A 21,438-nucleotide genomic window follows, 5' to 3' on the forward strand; every position below is an offset into this window, starting at 1 on the left:
GGGGAATAATACCCTATAGCGCGATGCTTCACGGCCACGTCGAGGCAGTTTGACGCCATAGGAACAGACAGGAATGGTTCACGAAACCCCCGACCGCATCAAAGTCCTGTGGTTCCTGCCGACCCATGGCGACAGCCGCTATCTTGGCACCTCGGAAGGGGGCCGGGCGGTCGATCTGCCTTATCTGACGCAAGTGGCGCAGGCGGCCGACACGCTTGGCTATTACGGCGTGCTCCTGCCGACGGGCAGGTCCTGCGAAGATTCCTGGGTTATCGCATCGGCTCTGGCGCCGCTGACAGAGCGGTTGCGTTTCTTGGTCGCGGTGCGGCCCGGCCTGCAGTCGCCGACGCTCGCGGCGCGCATGACGGCAACGCTCGACCGCATCTCCAACGGACGGCTGCTGATCAATGTCGTCACCGGCGGCGATCCGCTGGAGAACAAGGGCGACGGCATCTTTCAGTCGCATGCCGAGCGCTACGAGGTGACGCAGGAATTCCTGCAGGTCTACAAGCGCGTGCTGAGCGGCGAGACGGTCGAGCATCAGGGCAAGCATTTCCGCATCGAGGATGGCCGCCTCCTGTTCCCGCCGGTGCAGACGCCCTATCCGCCGCTCTATTTCGGCGGGTCTTCCGATGCGGGCTCGACCGTGGCGGCGCAGGAGATCGACAAATATCTGACCTGGGGCGAGCCGCCCGCCGATGTCGCGCGCAAGCTCGACGGCGTGCGCGCGCTCGCCGAAAAAGCGGGTCGCAAGCTCTCCTTCGGCATCCGCCTGCACGTCATCGCCCGCGAAACCACCGAGGAAGCCTGGGCCGCCGCCGATAGGCTGATCAGCCGGCTCGACGACGCGACCATCGCTTCGGCGCAGAAGGTTTTCGCGCGCATGGACTCGGTCGGCCAGGCGCGGATGAGCGCGCTGCATGGCGGCGACCGGTCCAAGCTGGAGATCGCGCCGAACCTGTGGGCCGGCGTCGGCCTGGTGCGCGGCGGCGCCGGCACCGCGCTGGTCGGCGATCCGGCCACGATCGCCGAGCGCATCGACGAATACAGGCGGCTCGGCATCGACACCTTCATCCTCTCGGGCTATCCGCATCTCGAAGAAGCGTATCGCTTCGGCGAGCTGGTGCTGCCGCATTTGCCGACCGAGCATCCGGTCAAGGCGCCCGGCTCGTTCGTCAACACCGGTCCTTTCGGCGAAACGATCGCAGGCGACCATCGTCCGAATTCGCTCGCCAGCGCGTCGTGAACGCGCTGCTGCCTCGGCCGCGAAGCCATGTCGTCATCCTCGGCGGCGGCTTTACCGGCGGAGCCGTGGCTTGGCATCTCGCGCGCCGGCCTGGAGGCCCCTCCATCACCGTCGTCGAGCCGCGCCCGTTCCTGGGCGGCGGGCTGGCCTATTCCAGCGAAGAGCCGTCGCATCGCGTCAACGTGCCGGCGTCCAGGATGAGCCTGTCGCCGGACGAGCCGGAGCATTTTTTGCGCTGGCTGGCGCATGACGGCGAGGCCGAGCGCGACCCAGACTCAGTCTGGCGCGATGGCGATATCTTCCCGCAGCGACGGGTCTTCGGCCGCTACGTTGCCGAGCAACTGGCGCCGCATGTCGCCAGCGGAGCGGTCCGCCATGTTCGCGATCGTGCCAGCGATGTGAGGCGCAACGGCGACGGTTGGATCGTGACTGCCTCCGGTCAACTGATCGCCGCCGACATGGTCGTGCTCGCCATGACGCACCCGTCGCCCGATGTTCCGGTCGCGCTGGAGCCGATCGCCGATGCGGATGGTTTCGTTGCCGATGTCTACTCTGGCGATGCGCTCGGTTCGATCGCTCCCGAAGCGTCGGTGCTGATCGTCGGCTCGGGGCTGACCTCGGCCGACACCGTCGCCGAACTCGATCGCCGCGGCCATCGCGGGCGCATCCTGGCCGTGTCACGCCATGGATTGCGTTCGCGCGGGCACCCGCAGGTACGTGGCGAACCTTTTGGCGATTTCACTGCCGCGCCGGCCACGACCGCGCTCGGATTGCTCGAAGATATCCGCTCGACGCTGGCAGCGGCCGATGCCGGCGGCGTCAATTGGCAGTCGGTCTTCGATCAGCTGCGGCTGCAGGGACCGGCGATCTGGTCCGCTCTCAAGAAAGATGAGCGCACCCGGCTGGTGCGACGGCTGCGCGCGTTCTGGGACGTGCATCGCTTCCGCATCGCGCCGCAGGTCCAGGCGGTGCTCGATCGTCGCCACGCCGAAGGCACGTTCGATAATATCGCCGCGAGTCTTGTGGCCTCGAACGACGACGGAGACGGCCTGGCCGTCACTTTGCGCCGGCGCGGCCAAAGGCAATTCGAGACGATGCATTTCGACGCGGTGATCAACACAACGGGGCCGGCGCATGGCAAAACGCTGCGGACCAATCCGGCGCTGCGCTCGCTTGGCGATGCCGGCTTGATCCGGATCGACAGCCACGGGCTCGGCATTGCAACCGGGCGCGACAGCCGCGCCGTCGGTCCGGATGGCGAGCCTGTGCCTGGCCTTTTCATTGCCGGGCCATTGGCACGCGGCACCTTCGGCGAGCTGATGGGCCTGCCGGAAGTGGCGCGTCACGCGCAGGCGGTCGCCTCGGAGATCGAAAGCCGGCTCGGCGCCCTGTCGTCGATCGTTAGTGGGCGCTGAAAATCCACGACGGTGCAGGCAAGCGAATTGGTATTTCCGTCCGGGCAGGGCTGTCAAAACGGAAAATCCTGCTTTGTATATAGACTCAGTAGACTAATAATTGACGACGAAATCCGCCATGTCCGGATCAATCGTTGGGACAGGTCAAACCGGGAGACTTCCATGCCGCAGAATGATCGCGATGCAGTCAAATTCGCTTATTGGGTGCCGAACGTCTCGGGTGGCCTTGTCATCTCGAACATCGAGCAGAGGACCAATCATTCGGCCGAGTACAACCGCAAGCTGGCGCAGATCGCCGAGCAGGCGGGCTTCGATTATGCGCTCAGCCAGATCCGCTTCACGGCAGGCTACGGCGCCGACGAGCAGCATGAGTCGGTATCGTTCAGCCACGACCTGCTCGCGGCCACCAAGACGCTGAAGGTGATCGCCGCGATCCTGCCCGGGCCGTGGAACCCGGCGCTGGCGGCAAAGCAGCTCGCCACCATCAGCTATCTCACCAATGGCCGGGTCGCCATCAATCTCGTCTCCGGCTGGTTCCGCGGCGAATTCCACGCCATCGGCGAGCATTGGCTCGACCATGACGAGCGTTACCGGCGGTCGGAAGAATTCATCCGCGCGCTGCGCGGCATCTGGACCGAGGACAGCTTCACCTTCCGCGGCGACTTCTACCGTTTCAACCAGTATTCGCTGAAGCCGAAGCCGCCGCAGCCGCTGCCGGAGATCTTCCAGGGAGGTTCGTCGCGCGCGGCCCGCGACATGGCCTCGCGTGTCTCGGACTGGTATTTCACCAATGGCAACACGCCCGCCGAGATCGCCAAGCAGGTCGACGACATCCAGGCAAAGGCCAAAGCCAACAACCACTCGGTCAAGGTCGGCGTCAACGCTTTCGCCATCGTGCGCGAGACCGAGGAAGAGGCAAAGGCGGTGCTGGCCGAGATCATCGCCAAGGCCAATCCGGAGGCTGTCAGTGCCTTTGGCCACGAGGTCAAGAATGCCGGCAAGGCCTCGCCGGAAGGCGAGGGCAACTGGGCGAAGTCGTCCTTCGACGATCTGGTGCAATACAATGACGGTTTCCGCTCGAACCTGATCGGCACACCGAAACAGGTGGCGGAGCGTATCGTCGATCTGAAGCGCGCCGGCGCCGATCTCATCCTGCTCGGCTTCCTGCATTTCCAGGAAGAGGTCGAGTATTTCGGCAAGCACGTCATTCCGCTCGTGCGCGAGCTGGAAAACGCGGAAGCCGCGGCGGCGCTCGCCGCCGAATAACAACGCCAGCCGCCGGCCGGAACTCGTCCGGCCAGCCGACGATCATGAACCGCACGCCCGATCGGGCGCGCGGCAGGGACCGTGCGTGCCTTCGCTACAGTTGGGGACGATGGAATGCCGATATCAAACCATGCCTTCGGGGCGGTCGAGGCTTCGGTCTATGCGCCGGAGATCTTCGCGCAAGGGCTGCCGCCCGCTCAGCGGCAGGCTCACGGCGACAGGTCTCGACAGGCTGCGGCGGAAGACGCCGCGCCGCTTCTCGCTCTCGAGGGCATAGGCCTGTCTTTCGGCGGCGTGGTGGCGCTGGCGGATGTGGATCTGTCGGTTCGGTCCGGCGAGATACGCGCCATCATCGGCCCGAACGGCGCCGGCAAGAGCTCGCTGATCAATGTCATCAGCGGCGTCTACCGGCCTGATCGCGGCCATGTCCGTCTCGATGGCGCGCGCTATGCCCAGGTCCCGACGCACCGGCTGGCACATCTCGGCGTCGCCCGCACCTTTCAGAACCTCGCTCTGTTCAAGGGGCTCAGCGTCCTCGACAATGTCGCGTCCGGCCTTGCCTACAGGACAAGGTCCAACTTCGCCGGACAGATCCTCGGCATCGGCCGCGCACGCCGCGAGCAGCAGGAGCAGCGCGGGCGCGCCGATCAGGTTCTCGAATTCCTGCACCTGACCGATGTTCGCGACCGGCTGGCCGGCACGCTGCCTTATGGCCTGCAGAAGCGTGCCGAGCTTGCCCGGGCGCTGGTCGCCGAACCGCGGCTGCTTTTGCTCGACGAACCCATGGCCGGCATGACGGCGGGCGAGAAGAGCGAGATGGCGGCCTATGTGCGCGCCGCGCGCGACCGCTTCGCCACCACCGTCGTGCTGATCGAGCACGATGTCGGCGTCGTCATGGGCCTGTCGGACCGCATCGCCGTGCTCGATTACGGGCGCAAGATCGCTGACGGCACGCCGGATGAGGTCAGGAATGATCAGCGCGTCATCGACGCCTATCTGGGCGTCGCGTCCGACAATGAGGACGGGGCAGGGATATGATCGGCGACTTCGACTACCAGTTCTTCCTCGAAGTGCTGACCGGCGGTCTGCTCTCCGGCGTCATGTACTCGCTGGTCGCGATCGGCTTCGTGCTGATCTACAAGACGTCCGGCGTGCTCAACTTCGCGCAAGGCGCGCTGCTCCTGTTCGCGGCGCTGACCTTCGTCAGTCTCGTCGAGCGCGGCGTGCCGTTCGCGCTGGCCTTGGCCGTCACCTTCGCCATCATGGTGGCGCTCGGCATCGGCATCGAGCGCACAGTGCTGAGGCCGCTCACCAATAAGCCGCCCATCACCCTGTTCATGGCGACGCTCGGCCTTTCCTACATCATCGAAGGCGCCGCCCAGCTCATCTGGGGCACGCAGGTGCACGGCCTCGAGCTCGGCATCGAGGACGTGCCGCTGGAAGTCGGCGGCGTGCTGATCAGCCAGTTCGACATCTTCGCCGCCGCGGTGGCCGCGGTCATGGTGCTCTTGTTGTCGCTGTTCTTCCGCTACACCCGCATCGGCTTGAGCTTCCGCGCCGTCGCCGACGACCAGTTCGCGGCTCTAGCCGTCGGGCTACGGCTGCCGCTGATTTGGGCGAGCGTATGGGCCGCGGCAGGTCTCGTCGCGCTGGTGGCCGGACTGCTCTGGGGCGCGCGTCTCGGCGTCCAGTTCTCGCTGTCGCTGGTGGTGCTCAAGGCGCTGCCGGTGCTGGTGCTGGGTGGCTTCGATTCCATCCTCGGCGCGATTGTCGGCGGGCTTTTGATCGGCGCCAGCGAGAAACTCGCCGAGGTCTATATCGGCGACTATTTCGGCGGCGGCATAGAAAGCTGGTTCGCCTATGTCGTGGCGCTCGTCTTCCTGCTCATCCGCCCATCAGGCCTGTTCGGCCAGAAGCTTGTCGAAAGGGTCTGACGATGAGCGCCGTCGCCACGCAATTGTCTCCGGTCGCCGCCCTGCCGAAATGGCTGGCGCCGCTGCTCCTCATCGCCTTCGCCTATGTCGTCGTCCCGCTGATCGGCAGTTCGTATTTGTTCGAGGCGATCCTGCTGCCTTTCCTGGCGCTCAGCCTGGCGGGCCTGGGACTGAACATCCTCACCGGCTATGCCGGCCAGGTGTCGCTCGGCAGTGCCGCCTTCATGGCGGCCGGCGCTTTCGCCGCCTATAATTTCAACCTGCGCGTCGAAGGCCTGCCGCTCGTCGCCAGCATCGTCCTTTCCGGCCTCGTGGCCGCCGCGATCGGCATCGTCTTCGGCTTGCCCAGCCTGCGGCTGAAAGGCTTCTACCTGGCGGTCTCGACGCTTGCCGCGCAGTTCTTCGTGCAATGGGCGCTGACCAAGTTCAGCTGGTTCTCCAATGACTCCGCGTCCGGCGTCATCGATGCTCCGAAACTCTCCATCGCGGGTTTCGAGTTCGACGGCGCGGTCGGCCGCTACCTCTTCGCGCTTACCGTGGTCGTCGTCCTCACGTTTCTCGCCCACCGTCTGGTCAACTCGCAGACCGGGCGCAACTTCATCGCCATCCGCGACAACGACACGGCGGCGCGCATCATCGGCATTCCGGTGCTGAAGACGAAGCTGCTCGCCTTCGCCATCTCGTCCTTCATCATCGGCGTCGCCGGTGTCATCTGGGCGTTCGCCTATCTGAGGACAGTGGAGCCGGCGGGCTTCGACCTCGACCGCTCGTTCCAGATCCTGTTCATCATCATCATCGGCGGGCTCGCCTCGATACGCGGCGCGTTCCTGGGCGCTGCGCTCATCGTCGTCTTCCCGCTGGTGCTGTCGCGCCTCGGCGGTTTCCTGCTCGGCGACCTGTTCGATTCCGGCGTGCTCGACATGAGCCAGCGCATCGTGCTCGGCGCGCTCATCATCCTCTTTCTGATGCTGGAACCGGACGGGCTGGTGGCCCTGTGGGACAGGGTCCGAAGACGGCTCTCGCTCGCCTGGCAATCGAGCTGAGACCATTTGGCAGCTCCGCGCTCCAACACTGCAAGCATTCAGAAAATGAACCGGGCCAAACCAAGGTCCATACTGGAGAACCTCGAACCATGACCTTTCTCAGCACAGTCAAGGCGATTGCCATCTCGGCGGCGCTGGCCGTGTCGGTGGCCCTGCCGGCCGCCCACGCGGACGAGCAGTATTTCCCGCTGCAGAGCTATCGCGTCGGGCCCTACGCGGCCGGCGGCACCGGCTTCTTCGGCGGCTTCATCGACTACCTCAACCTGATCAACATCCGGGACGGCGGCGTCAACGGCGTCAAGCTGACCTGGGACGAGTGCGAGACCCAATACGAGGTCGAGCGCGGCGTCGAATGCTACGAGCGTCAGAAGAGCCACGCGGGTGCCGCCGCCTGGAATCCGCTGTCGGTCGGCATCGCCTACGCCATGATCGACCGCATCACCGCCGACAAGGTGCCGCTGATCACGGTCAATCACGGCCGCACTGACTCCACCGACGGGCGGGTCTTCCCCTATGTCTTCCCGCTGCTGCTCAACCCCTACAGCGAGACCTCCGGCATCGTGAACTACATCGCCGCCAAAGAAGGCGGCATCGACAAGCTGAAGGGCAAGAAGATCGTCGTGCTCTATCACGGCTCGCCCTACGGCAAGGAGACGATCCCTATCTATGAGCTCCTGGCGCAGAAATACGGCTTCACCGTGCAGCAGATCGAGGTGCCGCACCCCGGCAACGAGCAGCAGTCGCAGTGGCTGACGATCCGCCGCGCCAAGCCGGACTTCGTCGTGTTGCGCGGCTGGGGCGTGATGAACCCGGTGGCGCTGAAGACGGCGGTCAAGGTCGGCTATCCGGTCGACCACATCATCGGCAATGTCTGGTCGAACTCGGAAGAAGACGTCATCCCGGCCGGCGACGCCGCCAAGGGCTACACCGCCATCACCACCCAGGCCTCGGGCAACACCTATCCGGTGGTGCAGGAGATCGTGAAGACCGTCTACGGCGCCGGCAAGGGCAACCTCGAGGACAAGTCGCGCATCGGCTCGGTCTACCACAATCTCGGCATCGTCAACGGCATCCTCAATGTCGAGGCAATCCGCATCGCGCAGGAGAAGTTCGGCCACCGCACGCTGACCGGCGATGAGGTGCGCTGGGGCTTCGAGCACCTCAAGCTCGATCCGGCCAAGGTCGAGGCGCTCGGCGCCAAGGACCTGTTCCACTCCATCAATGTTAGCTGGGACAACCACGAAGGCGAAGGCTACGTGACCTTCCAGCAGTGGGACGGAAAGAAGTGGAACGTCGTCTCCGACTGGATCGCCCCTGACTGGACGCTGCTGCGGCCGATCATCGAAAAGTCGGCTGAAGCCTACGCGGCCGAGAAGGGCATCAAGCTGCGCACCGCCGCCGATGCCGACGCGGTAGCCGCCACTAACTGATCCAACGGACCGGGCGCCGGCCTCTTTCTCCGACGCCCGGTCATCCACTTTCGCAGACACCAGGGAAGCGCCGATGCCGGGCAATGACGTCATCCTCGCCGTGGACAATATCCACGCCACCTACAATCACGCCATCACGGCGTTGCACGGCGTCAGCTTCGAGATCAGGCAGGGCGAGATGCTGGCGCTGCTCGGCGCCAACGGTGCCGGCAAGACCACCACGCTGAAAGCCGTCTCCAACCTGCTGCCGGCCGAGCGCGGCCAGATCACCGCCGGTTCGATCAGGTTCGATGGCGGAGACGTCTCGCGGCGACAGCCGGGCGACCTGGTGCGCGCCGGGCTCGTCCAGGTGCTGGAAGGCCGCCACTGCTTCAAGAGCCTCAGCGTCGAGGAGAACCTGGTTTCGGGCGGCATCGGCCGCAGCGGCAGCCGGGCCGAGATCAATCGGGATCTGGAACGGATCTACGCCTATTTCCCCCGCCTGCGGGAAAAGCGCCGGACCTTGTCGGGGCTGACCTCGGGCGGCGAACAGCAGATGACGGCGATCGGCCGGGCGCTGATGTCGCGACCGCGGCTGCTCGTCCTCGACGAGCCGTCGATGGGGCTTGCCCCGCTCATCGTCCAGGACATCTTCCAGACGCTCAGGAAGCTGAACCGCGAGAGCGGCCTGTCGATCCTGGTCGCCGAGCAGAATTCGGCGGTCGCGCTTGGCTATGCCGACCATGCGACGGTGCTCGAGAACGGGGTCTCGGTTCTCTCCGGCGCCGCCGCCAGCCTGCGCCAGCGCGAGGATGTGCGCGCCTTCTATCTCGGACAACAGCCTTCATCCGCCGCCCAACCAACCCATCTCCACGCCGTCGTGTGAATCGAAATCCCAAGGAGCCATGAAATGACTGTGTCCAACGTCAAGACCGACAAAGCCGCGGCCGCCGTGCCGCCGGTGCTGCGCCCGGCCACCGCCGCGCATATCATCAAGGATGATGCCGAAGCGATCGCGGTCGCCCATCGTCTCGCGGCCGAGTTCGTCAAGGAGTCCTCCAGGCGCGACCGCGAGCGGATCTGGCCGGTGGCCGAGCTCGACCAGTTCTCGCAGAGCGGCCTATGGTCGATCAACGTGCCGAAGGCGTTCGGCGGACCGGAAGTGTCCTACGCCACATTGGCCAAGGTGATCGAGATCATCTCGGCCGCCGATTCCTCGATCGGCCAGATCGCGCAGAATCACCTCGGCGTCGTCGCGGCCATCCGCACCGTCTCCGACAAGGACCAGCAGGCGCTGCTGTTTGCCGAAGTGCTGAAGGGAACGCGGTTCGGCAACGCCTTTTCCGAATTCGGCTCCAAGCGCGCCGCCGATTTCGAGACGAAGTTCACCGACGCCGGCGACCATGTCATCGTCAACGGCCAAAAATTCTATTCATCGGGCGCGCTGCTTGCCCATCTGGTGCCGATCGTGGCCCTCGACGACGAGGGCCGGGCCTGGTACGCGATCGCCGATCGCGGCGCGCCTGGCCTGACCGTGATCGACGACTGGTCGAGCTTCGGCCAGCGCACGACGCTGTCGGGCACCGTCATCATCGACAACGTCAAGGTGCCGAAGACGCATCTCGTGCCCGGCTATAAGGGTTATGACAAGCCGACCGCAGACGGCGCCATTTTCCAGATCATCCAGGTGGCGGTGGACACCGGCATCGCGCAGGCCGCGATCAACGAAACGGTCCATTTCGTCAGGACCAGGAGCCGCGCCTGGATCGACAGCGGCGTCGCCAATGCCTGGGACGATCCCTACACGATCCAGGCCATCGGCGACCTGACGCTTCGCCTGCACGCCGCGCAGGCGCTGCTCGAAAAGGCCGGCCACGCCATCGATCGGGCAGTCGCCGAGCCGACCGCCGAGACGGTGGCGCATGCGCAGATCGTCACCGCGGAAGCGAAGATCCTGTCGACCGAGATCGCCATCGCGGCGACCAACAAACTGTTCGAGCTGGCCGGCACTCGCTCGACGCTCGCCGAGCACAATCTCGACCGCCACTGGCGCAATGCGCGCACCCACACGCTGCACGATCCGGTGCGCTGGAAATATTCGATCCTCGGCAAGTATTTCCTCAATGGCGAGAACCCGCCGCTGCACGCCTGGAGCTGATCGCGCCGTTCCACCGGGCGAACATCATTCGCGGCGGGCCGGCCGCTGTCCCGCTCGCGCCAGTCCTTGCGTCCACCGCGATGGTCATAGCGGTGCCCGGTGCCATCGCGCGAAAGTCTCGGCGATCGCGAGGACCGCAGCATGAATCGGTCCCGCGGTGAGATTGGGCATAACCGACGCGTCCACGACAAAAAGGTTGTCAAGCGCCTTGAGCCGTAGGTTCGCATCGACGACGGCGTCCACGTCCTTGCCCATCCTGCAGGTGCCGCAGGGATGATGGTGCGTGATGACCGACTGCGCGATGAAATTGTCGATCTCCGCCTCACCATTCAGAGCACCTGGCAGAAGCTCGCGCTCTCGCCAATCGGCGAGTTCGTCTCGATGGCCGATCTCTCGTGCCGCCGCCAGAGCCTGTCGGAACAGTTTTCGATCCTGGCTGGTTTGCAGATATGCGGGGTCGATGATCAACCGGTCATCGAGTTCCGGCCCGCTTACCCGCACGCCGCCGCGGCTCGTGGGATGCGTTATTCCGAACAGCAACGAATAGGCCGTGCCGGCGGCAGGCGCCTGAAAGCGTTCGGACACGATCGGCGCCACGCCGCAGCCAACGACAATTTCGGGCTGCCCGATACCGGCGAACCCGGCAGCCCGCATATAGGCCATCGATTCGGAATGCTGGAGGCGCGACGGCGGAACCGGCTTGCGGGCCGCATAAAGATTGCCGGCACCAAGCAGATGGTCCTGAAGGTTTCGACCGATTTCCGGCATATCGATCAAACAGCCAACGCCGGCGGCCTGGAGTATATCGTGCGGGCCAATGCCTGAGCGCATCAGCAAAGCCGGACTTTCCAGCGCGCCGGCGCAGAGCACAACCTGATCCGCAAAGACCTCCAAAAGGCTGCCGTGTCGTCCCACAACTTCGAGACTGCGCATGCGATTGCCGTCCAAGATCAGCCGTCGCACCCGGGATCCCGTCAGGATGGTCAGATTTCCGCGGCTTCGGACAGCCGGCGTGAGCCAGGCGTCGGCGACCGTAACCCGCCGTCCATCTCGAATGTTCAGAGAGTTCGGGGTGACGCCGATCATCTCCCCGCTGTTGTGACCCTTAAGGCGAGGCAGGCCCAACGACGCGCCTGCCTCGATGAAGGCACGGGCAAGCGGACTTACTTCGTCCGTCGGCAGATAGATCGGCAACGGCCCGCCCTTGCCGTGGATGCCATCGCCGCCAAGCGGGTGGTTTTCGATGGCCTGGAAAACCGGCAGCAGTTCATTCCAGCTCCATCGGTGATCGTCGGTCGCGTCGGCCCAGGCCTGGAAGTCGCAGGGATGGCCGCGCATGTAGCCCATGGCGTGGAGGCAACTCGAGCCGCCGATCAGCCGCCCCCGCGCCCAATGATGCACGCGGCCCGCCGTGCCGGCTTGCGGCTCCGTGCGATAGTCCCAGTCGTAGCTGCGGCCCTGAAGCGCGGGCCAGGCAGCCGGATTCCAGATGTCGGGGTCGGTCGCCTCCTCGCCTGCCTCGATCAGCAGAACGCGACGGGCCGGCTCCTCGCTCAGCCGCGCCGCAAGCAACGCGCCTGCCGAGCCACCGCCGACGATGACGACATCGGCATCCGGGTTGCGCCCGCCAATCCCCTTGGTCATCTCCACTCCCAAGTTCCGTATTAACGCACCACCTCGACGGTTGCGCGCCCAGCGGTGCCGCAGACGCGCGATCCGAAACAGAGGATTTCAAGATTTCGGCCGAGCGTTGCCTCGGAGACCTCAACTCTCGCTGTTCATGGACATCTTTGCCGCCGCTTTTGCCTTCAAAAGGTGCCGTTTCGAGGCTTTGCGGGCGGCCTTCTCGTCGCCGGCGGCAATGGATTCGTATATCTGCCGCATCTCCGCCAGGCTACTTTGCGCTCTGCCCTCCAAAGACATCGAGCGTCCCCGGAAAAAGCTGATCCTGGCCACCAGACCGCGATGGACTTCCTCGAGGATGGGATTGCCGCAATTCGCAAGTATGATTGAATAGAAGTCGGCCGCGGTCATGACCTGGGCCAGGCTGTCATTGCTCGAGGCGGCTTCTTCGAAGGCGGCAAGCGATTTCTCGAGCTCACGCAACTGTTCCGTGGTGATTCTTGACGCGCATCGTCCGGCCGCCTCCACTTCCAGCAGCTCTCGAACCTCGTAGATTGCGGTTGCCTCGCTCCACGAAAGCGCCGGTATCGACGGCCCGCGATTGGGCACGATCTCGATCAGGCGTTCGGCCTCAAGGCTGCGCAATGCCTCCCTCAGCGAGGGGCGACTGACGCCGAGCTGTGCGCACAACTGGCTTTCAATAAGACGGTTCCCCGGCTGAAACAGCCCCGACAGGATTGCGAGCCGCAGCTTGTCGACAGTCTCTTGCTGCACTGTTCGTGGCGAAATCCGCAAATTCAGTTCGGGCGGCATCGGTTGCGTCTCGTGGGCTCAGGGTCGGAATCTCGCGCATCATATGCGAGGCCACGCATATTGGACAGCGGGAACAGGTAGATTGTCAACTTTTAAGATTGCAAGAATGTCAGACAATCCAGGTTGACGCCCTCGTGGTTGTATGATCCTTTTACGCAAGGAAGCAGCAGCGCCGGGGATCGTAAACGTGGTGGCAGACGTACTTTCCAGTCAGGTTGGTTCGCGACGTGTGGACACCAATCGCATCGCCTTGAATGTGCGCGAGAGCGGCACCGGCCCGCTGATGCTGTTTTTCCACGGCATAACGTCTAACTCCGCGGTGTTCGCGCCGTTGATGGCGCAGCTTTCGGCCCGCTTCACGACTGTAGCTGTCGACCAGAGAGGGCATGGCCTCAGCGACAAGCCCGAAAGCGGCTACGAGGCGAATGACTACGCGGATGACATCGCCAGCCTGATACGCGCCTTCGGCCAGGGGCCTGCCATCCTCGTCGGACATTCACTCGGCGCCAGGAACTCCGTCACCGCGGCGGCGAGAAATCCGGAGCTGGTGCGGTCCGTGATCGCGATCGACTTCACCCCCTATATCGAGACCGAAGCGCTCGATGCCCTGGAGAGTCGGGTGAACGCCGGAGACCGAATTTTCAGGGATGTCGAGGCCGTCCAGGAATATCTCGCGGGCCGCTATCCGAATATTCCCGCCGATGCCATCAGGATCAGAGCGGAGAGCGGCTATCGGCGGGTCGAAGGCGGTCTGCGTCCGCTGGCGTCGCCCTCGGCGATGGCTCAGACCGCCAAGGGCCTTCGCGCGGACCTGACGCAGGCTTACCGCGACGTGGCGAAGCCCGTCCTCATCGTCCGCGGCGAAGAGAGCAAGCTGGTTTCGGCGGCGGCGCTGGCAAAGACCAGTCGGTTGCGGCCCGATCTGCCCGTGGTGGTCGTCCCGGGAGCCGACCACTACGTCAACGAAGTGTGTCCCGAGGTCACGCTGAAAGCCATCACCAATTTCATCGACGCCTGACGGCCCGTCGCGCCGTCTTCTTGTACGCAGCATCAGGATAGAAAATGGCCAATGTAAACAAAACTCCGGGCAAGACGCGTCGCGCGGAGGTCGCCGGTGGGGGCTTCGCCGGCCTGACGGCCGCCATCGCTCTCAAGCAGAACGGCTGGGACGTCAGGTTGCACGAAAAAAGCTCCGAACTGCGGGCATTCGGCGCGGGCATCTATCTCTGGCACAATGGCCTTCGCGTGCTCGAAGGGCTGGGCGCCTTGGACGATGTTCTCCAGGGGTCGCATACGCCTCCGACCTACGAAACCTGGATGCATAACAAGTCGATCTCCAGGGAGACGTTCAACGGCCTTCCCTGGCGCATCATGACGCGCAGCCATTTGCACGATGCTCTCGTCAGCCGCGCTCGTGCCCTGGGGGTCGATATTCGCGTCGATTCCGAGGCGGTCGCGGCCGACCCGGAAGGCCGCCTGACCCTCCAGACCGGCGAGGTTCTGGAAGCCGACCTGATCGTCGGAGCGGACGGCGTGGGCTCCAAGGTCAGGGACTCCATAGGGTTCAAGCAGGACCGCTGGACGTCGAAGGATGGAATTATCCGGCTGATCGTCCCGCGCAAGAAAAAGGAACTCGGCCACGGCGAGTGGGACAACACCATCGACATGTGGAACTTCTGGCCGCGCGTCCAGCGTATCCTTTATTCGCCCTGCAACGAGAACGAATTGTATCTGGGTCTGATGGCGCCGGCCGCCGATCCGCGTGGGTCGAAAGTTCCGCTCGACCTCGAGGTCTGGGTCGAGATGTTCCCTTTCCTCGAGCCATGCCTGGTCGAAGCCGCGAAGCTCGAGACTGCGCGGTACGACACGTATCAGACGAACAAGCTGGACAGCTGGACCAGAGGCAAGGTGGCGCTGGTGGGCGACGCCGCGCATGCGATGTGCCCGGCTCTTGCCCAGGGCGCCGGCTGCGCGATGGTCAACGCCTTCAGCCTGTCGCAGGACCTGGAGGAGGGCGCTTCGGTCGAGGATGCGCTCGTCGCCTGGGAGACGCGTATTCGCCCGATCACCGATCGCTGCCAGGCCCTTTCCGGCGACTATGCGGCGAACCGCTCGCTTTCCAAGGGAAACATGTTCACGCCGGCCGCGCTCGAAGCCGCGCGCTTCGACCCGCTGCGCCGTGTCTACTCGTGGCCGCAATAGGGCTCGGGCGGACTGGTCCAAGAATTAATCGGGGCGCGCGAAAGATGCGCGCTCCCTTCAGGAGATAGAGATGAATTATTCCAGTGAAGTCGAGCGGGATTACGATGTCAGGGGATGGTACGCCTCGGTCCAAGAAAGCCGGCATGACGGCGGCACGCCTGGCGAGACCCTCGTCAAGGTCGCGACTGGCGTCGTCATACGCAATCCGTTCGCCGGAAAGTACGTCGCCGAATTGTCCGATCTGACCAATCCGAGTTCGGCTATCGGCCATGCGCTCGGCGAACGTGCCGTGGCGCTGCTCGGCAACAGGCCGGTCGAGAGCTATGGCAAGGGCGGTATCGCGGGCACGGCCGGAGAGCAGGAGCATGTGGTCGCCTGCATCACCACCGTATTTGGCGATCCGCTGCGCCAGCAGGTCGGCGGCGGCAAAGCCTGGATCTCGTCGGTCAGCAAGGTCGCCGTTGCCGGCACCACCATCGATATTCCGCTTGCCCACAAGGACGAGCTCTACATCCGCTCCCACTATGACGCCGTCACTTTTTCGGTGCCGGACGCGCCGCGCCCGGACGAGCTTTTGATCTGCGTTGCGGTCGCATCGGGCCCGCGCGTGCATCAGCGCGTCGGCGGCAAATCCGTCGCCGACCTCAAGGCCGGCGTCTAGTTCGCTCGAATTGCTGAAGGACGAGATTAAATGCCCCTGAACATCAAGGACCTCAAGATTACGTCGGCGGATTTCCAGCCGCTCGGAAGATTGCGCGACGAGCACGCGGGCGACAAGGGCAACGTGGTGCCCAGGCTCAGCATCAGCGGCGTTCCTGCAGGAACAAAGGAACTGGCGCTGATCTGTCATGATCCGGACGCGCCCCTGGCCAATGGTTTCACGCATTGGGTCGTCTACGGCATCGATCCCTCGACCACCGATCTTTCGGACGCGCAGGAAAAATTTCGCGTCGGACCCAACGGCGCGGGCGACAAGCAGTATTACGGGCCGCAGCCGCCCGCTGGCCATGGCAAGCATCACTACTACTTCTGGATCTATGCGCTCGACACGAAGGTCGAAGGCACCCCCGCCAGGGAAGAGTTCCTGCAGAAATATGCCGGGAACATCATCGAGCAGAACCGGATCGTCGGCATCTACGAGAACAAGTGAAACCGTGGCGCGGGCGGCCGACAACAAGAATAAAAATGGCCGCCATCGCCGCGTAATGGGAGAATTGGAATGAAAGACAACAACCCGGTGCGCCAGAAGGTCTTCGAAGAGCTGGTCACGGCGACGAAGATACTTCTGCACGAAGGCATCATGGACACGTTCGGGCATATCAGCGCCCGCGACCCCGAGGACCCCGAAAGCTTCTTTCTGGCTCAGAAGCTCGCGCCGAGCCTGATAACCGTCGACGACATCCAGCGTTTCAATCTCGACGGCGAGACGCCGGATAACCGGCCCTCCTATCTGGAGCGCTATATTCACAGCGAAATCTACAAGGCGCGGCCGGACGTCCAGTGCGTGCTCCACACCCACTCGCCGGCCGTCTTGCCCTATTGCTTCGTCGACACGCCGCTGCGGCCGGTCACCCACATGGGGGCCTTCATCGGCGAGTCCGTCCCGGTGTACGAGATCCGCGACAAGCACGGCGACGAAACGGACCTCTTCGGCGGCAGCCCCGATGTCTGCGCGGACATTGCCGAAAGCCTCGGCGGCAGCACCGTGGTCCTGATGGCGCGTCATGGCGTCGTCAATGTCGGCAACTCCGTGCGCGAGGTCGTCTTCCGCGCCTTCTATCTCGAGCAGGAAGCGAAGGCGCTCACGGCCGGCCTGCAGATCGGCACGATCAAGTATCTGTCGCCGGGCGAGATCAAGACGGCGGGAAAGCTCGTCGGCGCCCAGATCGACCGCGGGTGGAACCACTGGTCGCAGCGCCTGAGAGAGGCTGGCCTGCTCTAGTGCCGGCCGCCTTGTGGAATGACTAGGCGATCCCGGCCCGTGCCGGGATTTCCAGGCTCGGTTTCAACAGTTCACTGGCCCCCGGGCGCCGGACGAAGGCAATGAAACGCATCATGCAGCACGCGCAAAGTTACGACTATGTCATCGTTGGGGCCGGATCGGCCGGTTGCGTGCTCGCCAACCGGCTGAGCGCCGATCCGGGATGCTCGGTGCTGTTGCTCGAGGCCGGCGGCTGGGACCGCGACCCCATGATCCACATACCGCTTGGATGGGGCAAGATCCTGACCGAGCGCCGGCACGACTGGATGTATTTCTGCGAGCCGGAGGACAATGTCGGCGGGCGCAGGGTCGAGTGCGCGCGCGGCAAGGTCATCGGCGGATCGTCGTCGACCAACGCCATGGCCTATGTGCGCGGAAATCGCGGCGACTACGACCGCTGGGCCGCCAGCGGGCTAAGCGACTGGTCGTATGACAAGGTCCTGCCCTATTTCCGGAAACAGGAAAGCTGGGAAGGGGGCGAGAGTCGCTTTCGCGGCGGGTCCGGTCCGGTGAATACCCAGTTCTGCCGCTACAAGGACACGCTGATCGAGGCGTTTGCGCAGGCCAGCGTGCAGGCAGGCTACCCGCAGACCGACGACTACAATGGCGAGCGGCAGGAAGGCTTCGGCCGCCTGCAGATGACGATCTCCAAGGGGCGGCGCAGCTCGACCGCGTCGGCCTATCTGCGGCCGGTCCTGCGGCGGCCCAATCTCACCGTCCTCACCGAAGCGACGGCGACCAAGATCATCCTGGAAGGCACGCGCGCCACCGGCGTGGCGATAAACCATCGCGGCAGCGAGCGAACAGTCATCGCACGCAGGGAAGTGCTGCTCTCCGGCGGGGTGATCAACACGCCGCAACTGCTGATGCTGTCCGGCATCGGGGCGCCGGACGAGCTTGCGGCGCATGGCATCCAGACACGCGTCAACCTGCCCGCGGTCGGCAAGAACCTGCAGGATCACGTCTCGGTCATTCTCATGTACCGACGCCGCGGCCCAGGGCCGTTCCTGCACAACATGCGCGCCGATCGCATCGGGCTGGATTTCGCCAAGACCTACCTTACGGGGCGCGGTTTTTCGGGCGATGTGCCCGGCGGGGTCGTCGCCTTCCTGAAAAGCGGTCCGGAGCGGCCGTTGCCGGATGTGCAACTGCTCTTCACTGCGGCTCCACTCGCCGCATGGCCCTATTTCAGGCCATTCAAGGAACCGTTTCCCGATGGTTTCGCAACGCGCGTGGTGGCCACGCAGCCCGAGAGTCGCGGCGCGGTGAAACTCGCCTCGGCCGATCCTTCCGCGGCGCCCCTGATCCACCAGAATTTCCTGGCCTCGCCGAAGGACTGGCAATCGCTGCGGGCCGGCTTCCGGGTGGCAAGGGATCTCGCGGCGCAACCTTCCATGCAGCCCTTCATCGAGGCGGAGTTCTTCCCCGGTCCCAAGTGCCAGAGCGACGACGATATCGATGAGCATATCCGCAAGACCTCCATCACCGTGCATCATCCGGCCGGCACCTGCCGGATGGGCGCGGACGCGGCCTCGGTCGTAGATCCGCAACTGCGAGTTCGCGGCGTCGATGGCCTGCGCGTGGTGGATGCTTCCGTCATGCCCGACCTCGTCTGCGGAAACATCAACGCGGCAGTGATCATGATTGCCGAGAAGGCCGCCGACCTTGTCGCGGAAACAAAAGCAGCAACCGAAAGCAGGGCAGCGTGATGATCCAACGTATCGCCATCATTGGTCTGGGCACGATGGGGCCCGGCATGGCCGCGCGGCTCGCCAGAGGCGGCCTTCAGGTCGTGGCCTACGATGTCGCTCCGGCGGCGGTCGAGCGGGCTGGAACCATGCTGGGCGTGGCCGAAGCCGTGCTCGATTCCCTGGGCATCGCGCCGCCCCCGGCCGGCGCCGGAACGGTTCGCTTCACCGATGACATAGCCGATGCGGTATCGGGCGCCGACCTGGTCATCGAGAACGTTCCCGAGAACATTTCGATCAAGGCCGATGTCTATCGCGCCATCGATGGGCTGATAGCGGCGGACACGATCGTGGCGTCCGACACGTCGGGTATCCCGATCACCAAGCTGCAGGCGAATATCTCGCATCCGGAGCGGATGGTGGGCATGCACTGGTCGAACCCGCCGCACATCATCCCGATGATCGAGGTGATCGCCGGCGAGAAGACCGCGCCGCAAACCGTGGCGACGATCCGCGACCTGATCCGCTCGATCGGCCTGCTTCCGGTGGTGGTGAAGAAGGACGTTCCGGGTTTCGTCGAGAACCGCGTGCTCTATGCGCTGCTGCGCGAGGCGGTCGACCTTGTCGAGCGCGGCGTCATCGAGCCGGAAGACCTCGACACCTGCGTGTCCTGGGGCATCGGCTACAAGATCGCCGTGGTCGGGCCGATGGCGCTGCTCGATATGGCGGGCCTCGATATCTACAAGTCCGTCTCGTCCTTCCTCAACGCCGATCTTTCCAACCGCGACGATGTCGCGCCGATGGTGCTGGAAAAGACCAACGCGTCGAAGTTCGGCATCAAGTCGGGCGAGGGGATGTTCTCCTACACGCCCGAGCAGATCAAGGCGCTGCAAGGCGAACGGGCGCGCAAGCTCGTCGCGGTGCGGCGCATCTTGGAAGGACGGGAGTAGCCGATGGCCCATCATGCTCACGAGGCCGGTCGGGTTTGGGCGCCGCATGGAGGGGCAAGCCATGCGCATTGAACCCATTCGACCAGCAGGCGGCCGGCCAGCCCCTATCCGCCACCATGACGACCTGATCTCCGCCCAAGGCGTTTCGGTGACGCTGGCCAAGCAACTGGTTCTGCAAAACATCAATCTTTCGGTACCGAAGGGATCGTTTGTCTCCCTCATCGGCCCTTCCGGTTGCGGCAAGAGCACCTTGCTCAAGATTCTGGCCGGGCTCGTCGATCCGACAAGCGGCAGCGTTTCGATCGCTGGGGTTTCGCCAGTCGAGGCGGCGCGCAAGCGCATGATCGGCCTCGTCTTCCAGGAGGCCAACCTGCTTCCCTGGAAGAATGCCGTCGACAACGCATCGATGCTGCTCGGCATTGCAGACAAGTCGCTCTCGCGTGCGGAGTTGCGGGCACGCGGCCAGGAGATGCTGGAACTGGTGGGGTTGGGGGACAGCGCCCACAAGCGACCCAATGAATTGTCCGGCGGCATGCGCCAGCGGGTCGCCATCGCGCGGGCGCTCGCGCTCGATCCGGCGGTGCTGCTGATGGATGAGCCGTTCGGCGCCCTCGACGCCATTACCCGCGACCAGATGGGCCAGTCGCTCCTGGAGATATGGCAGCGTACCGGCAAGACGATCGTGCTCGTCACCCACTCCATCGACGAGGCCATTCATCTGTCCCGCCATGTCCACGTGCTGGGCATCAAGCCGGGGCGGATCACCGAAAGCCTCGACATCGGGCTGGCCTATCCGCGCGATCTGTCGGTGACGGAAGATCCCGAGTTCGTCAGGCTGGTGGTTCAACTGCGCACCATGCTGCGCGCCAGCCATCAACCGGGAGGCGCGTCATGAGCGATCAACCCATCACCAATCTCTCGGAGTCGCGGGTTGCCTCAAGCTGGAGTCAGGCGACAGGCAGCTGGCTTCCAGCGGTCATCCTTCTGCTGGCGACGATCGTGGTGTGGGAAGCCGTGGTGCGAGTTTTCGCCATCTCAGCCTTCATCATTCCTGCTCCGACCGAGATCGCGCAATCGCTGGTCGCGCAATGGGCAACGCTGATGCAGGCGACGCTGGTGACGGCGGGCGAGATCCTGTTCGGCTTCCTTGTCTCCGTCGTGGTGGGCATCGCCATCGCGTTGGTCATCGTGCGCTTCGACTGGCTGGGGCGGGCGCTATACCCGCTGGTGGTGCTGTTTCAGAACGTGCCCAAGGTGGCGCTGGCGCCAATCTTCATCCTCTGGTTCGGTTACGGGCTCGCGCCCAAGATCGGTCTGATCCTGGTCATCGCCTTCTTCCCGGTGACGTTGTCGATGCTGGCGGGAATGCAGGCGGTCGACCGCTCGCTGCTGTCGCTGATGAATTCGGTCGGCGCGAGCCCGACGCAGATCCTGTTCAGGATACGCGTTCCGCATTCGCTGCCGAACCTGATGGCCGGGACCAAGATAGCCGCCACGCTGAGCGTCATCGGCGCCATCGTCGGCGAATTCGCCGGCGCCTCGGACGGGCTCGGTTACGTCATCCAGTTCGCCTCGACACAGCTCGACACCGCGCTGGTCTTCGCGGCGCTGCTGCTCGTGTCGGTGCTGGGCATCGCCTTCTACTACGCGGCCGAGATTCTCGAACGCATCGTGGTGCCGTGGGCGCCGAAATTCAGCCAGTCGTAGGTC

Annotated in this window: 20 protein-coding genes; 18 read left to right on the forward strand and 2 right to left on the reverse strand. The window is 64.4% G+C overall.

Features of this window, described 5'->3' with window-relative positions; translation table 11 throughout:
- Nucleotides 1-73: 73 nt before the first annotated feature.
- The 9 genes from ssuD to EJ072_RS25290 all read left to right on the forward strand — a co-directional run bounded on the left by ssuD (nucleotide 74) and on the right by EJ072_RS25290 (nucleotide 10,471).
- Nucleotides 74-1,246 (forward strand): FMNH2-dependent alkanesulfonate monooxygenase, encoded by a 1,173-nt coding sequence (gene ssuD, locus EJ072_RS25250; protein WP_126081789.1) that lies wholly within the window; start codon nucleotides 74-76, stop codon nucleotides 1,244-1,246.
- Nucleotides 1,243-2,661 carry an FAD/NAD(P)-binding protein gene (locus EJ072_RS25255; RefSeq protein ID WP_126081790.1) on the forward strand — a complete coding sequence of 473 codons (1,419 nt, stop codon included), beginning with the start codon at nucleotides 1,243-1,245 and terminating at the stop codon, nucleotides 2,659-2,661. Before ssuD ends, EJ072_RS25255 begins: the two co-directional genes overlap by 4 nt.
- A 162-nt stretch (nucleotides 2,662-2,823) precedes the next feature.
- Nucleotides 2,824-3,927: a dimethylsulfone monooxygenase SfnG gene (sfnG, locus tag EJ072_RS25260; RefSeq protein ID WP_126081791.1), complete on the forward strand. Its 1,104-nt coding sequence runs from the start codon at nucleotides 2,824-2,826 to the stop codon at nucleotides 3,925-3,927.
- Nucleotides 3,928-4,041: 114 nt separating this feature from the next.
- A complete protein-coding gene (locus EJ072_RS25265; protein ID WP_126081792.1) occupies nucleotides 4,042-4,965 on the forward strand; it encodes an ABC transporter ATP-binding protein in 924 nt (307 codons plus the stop codon).
- Nucleotides 4,965-5,861 carry a branched-chain amino acid ABC transporter permease gene (locus EJ072_RS25270; protein ID WP_189343372.1) on the forward strand — a complete coding sequence of 299 codons (897 nt, stop codon included), beginning with the start codon at nucleotides 4,965-4,967 and terminating at the stop codon, nucleotides 5,859-5,861. Before EJ072_RS25265 ends, EJ072_RS25270 begins: the two co-directional genes overlap by 1 nt.
- A gap of 2 nt (nucleotides 5,862-5,863) precedes the next feature.
- Nucleotides 5,864-6,904 carry a branched-chain amino acid ABC transporter permease gene (locus tag EJ072_RS25275; RefSeq protein ID WP_126081794.1) on the forward strand — a complete coding sequence of 347 codons (1,041 nt, stop codon included), beginning with the start codon at nucleotides 5,864-5,866 and terminating at the stop codon, nucleotides 6,902-6,904.
- Nucleotides 6,905-6,993: 89 nt separating this feature from the next.
- Nucleotides 6,994-8,334: an ABC transporter substrate-binding protein gene (locus tag EJ072_RS25280; protein WP_126081795.1), complete on the forward strand. Its 1,341-nt coding sequence runs from the start codon at nucleotides 6,994-6,996 to the stop codon at nucleotides 8,332-8,334.
- Nucleotides 8,335-8,407: 73 nt separating this feature from the next.
- Nucleotides 8,408-9,199, forward strand: a complete 792-nt coding sequence (locus tag EJ072_RS25285) for an ABC transporter ATP-binding protein (RefSeq protein WP_126081796.1) — start codon at nucleotides 8,408-8,410, stop codon at nucleotides 9,197-9,199.
- A 24-nt stretch (nucleotides 9,200-9,223) separates the two neighbouring features.
- Entirely contained in the window at nucleotides 9,224-10,471 is a 1,248-nt protein-coding gene (locus EJ072_RS25290) for an SfnB family sulfur acquisition oxidoreductase (RefSeq protein ID WP_126081797.1), read from the forward strand.
- A gap of 84 nt (nucleotides 10,472-10,555) precedes the next feature.
- Here EJ072_RS25290 and EJ072_RS25295 read toward each other — a convergent pair whose 3' ends face one another.
- Both EJ072_RS25295 and EJ072_RS25300 read right to left on the reverse strand, forming a co-directional pair.
- Nucleotides 10,556-12,115 (reverse strand): GMC family oxidoreductase, encoded by a 1,560-nt coding sequence (locus tag EJ072_RS25295; RefSeq protein ID WP_126081798.1) that lies wholly within the window; start codon nucleotides 12,113-12,115, stop codon nucleotides 10,556-10,558.
- A gap of 120 nt (nucleotides 12,116-12,235) precedes the next feature.
- Nucleotides 12,236-12,907 (reverse strand): GntR family transcriptional regulator, encoded by a 672-nt coding sequence (locus EJ072_RS25300; protein WP_126081799.1) that lies wholly within the window; start codon nucleotides 12,905-12,907, stop codon nucleotides 12,236-12,238.
- Between the two features lie 142 nt (nucleotides 12,908-13,049).
- Here EJ072_RS25300 and EJ072_RS25305 point away from each other — a divergent pair, with 142 nt between their 5' ends.
- From EJ072_RS25305 to EJ072_RS25345, 9 genes are all read left to right on the forward strand, one after another.
- Nucleotides 13,050-13,925, forward strand: a complete 876-nt coding sequence (locus tag EJ072_RS25305) for an alpha/beta hydrolase (protein ID WP_126081800.1) — start codon at nucleotides 13,050-13,052, stop codon at nucleotides 13,923-13,925.
- Nucleotides 13,926-13,969: 44 nt separating this feature from the next.
- Nucleotides 13,970-15,109: an NAD(P)/FAD-dependent oxidoreductase gene (locus EJ072_RS25310; RefSeq protein ID WP_126081801.1), complete on the forward strand. Its 1,140-nt coding sequence runs from the start codon at nucleotides 13,970-13,972 to the stop codon at nucleotides 15,107-15,109.
- Between the two features lie 70 nt (nucleotides 15,110-15,179).
- Nucleotides 15,180-15,770 carry an amino acid synthesis family protein gene (locus EJ072_RS25315; protein WP_126081802.1) on the forward strand — a complete coding sequence of 197 codons (591 nt, stop codon included), beginning with the start codon at nucleotides 15,180-15,182 and terminating at the stop codon, nucleotides 15,768-15,770.
- A gap of 30 nt (nucleotides 15,771-15,800) precedes the next feature.
- Nucleotides 15,801-16,259: a YbhB/YbcL family Raf kinase inhibitor-like protein gene (locus EJ072_RS25320; protein WP_126081803.1), complete on the forward strand. Its 459-nt coding sequence runs from the start codon at nucleotides 15,801-15,803 to the stop codon at nucleotides 16,257-16,259.
- 69 nt (nucleotides 16,260-16,328) lie between these two features.
- Nucleotides 16,329-17,051, forward strand: a complete 723-nt coding sequence (locus EJ072_RS25325) for a class II aldolase/adducin family protein (RefSeq protein ID WP_126081804.1) — start codon at nucleotides 16,329-16,331, stop codon at nucleotides 17,049-17,051.
- 113 nt (nucleotides 17,052-17,164) lie between these two features.
- A complete protein-coding gene (locus EJ072_RS25330) occupies nucleotides 17,165-18,799 on the forward strand; it encodes a choline dehydrogenase (RefSeq protein ID WP_126083746.1) in 1,635 nt (544 codons plus the stop codon).
- Nucleotides 18,799-19,728, forward strand: a complete 930-nt coding sequence (gene fhmpcd1, locus EJ072_RS25335) for a 5-formyl-3-hydroxy-2-methylpyridine 4-carboxylate 5-dehydrogenase (protein ID WP_126083747.1) — start codon at nucleotides 18,799-18,801, stop codon at nucleotides 19,726-19,728. Before EJ072_RS25330 ends, fhmpcd1 begins: the two co-directional genes overlap by 1 nt.
- A 148-nt stretch (nucleotides 19,729-19,876) precedes the next feature.
- The gene (locus tag EJ072_RS25340) at nucleotides 19,877-20,623 is read left to right on the forward strand and encodes an ABC transporter ATP-binding protein (RefSeq protein ID WP_245466988.1); all 747 of its coding nucleotides are present in this window, start codon (nucleotides 19,877-19,879) and stop codon (nucleotides 20,621-20,623) included.
- The gene (locus tag EJ072_RS25345) at nucleotides 20,620-21,435 is read left to right on the forward strand and encodes an ABC transporter permease (RefSeq protein ID WP_126081806.1); all 816 of its coding nucleotides are present in this window, start codon (nucleotides 20,620-20,622) and stop codon (nucleotides 21,433-21,435) included. Before EJ072_RS25340 ends, EJ072_RS25345 begins: the two co-directional genes overlap by 4 nt.
- Nucleotides 21,436-21,438 lie beyond the last annotated feature (3 nt).

Origin of the sequence: Mesorhizobium sp. M2A.F.Ca.ET.046.03.2.1 (assembly GCF_003952425.1) — a bacterium.
Taxonomy (GTDB): domain Bacteria; phylum Pseudomonadota; class Alphaproteobacteria; order Rhizobiales; family Rhizobiaceae; genus Mesorhizobium.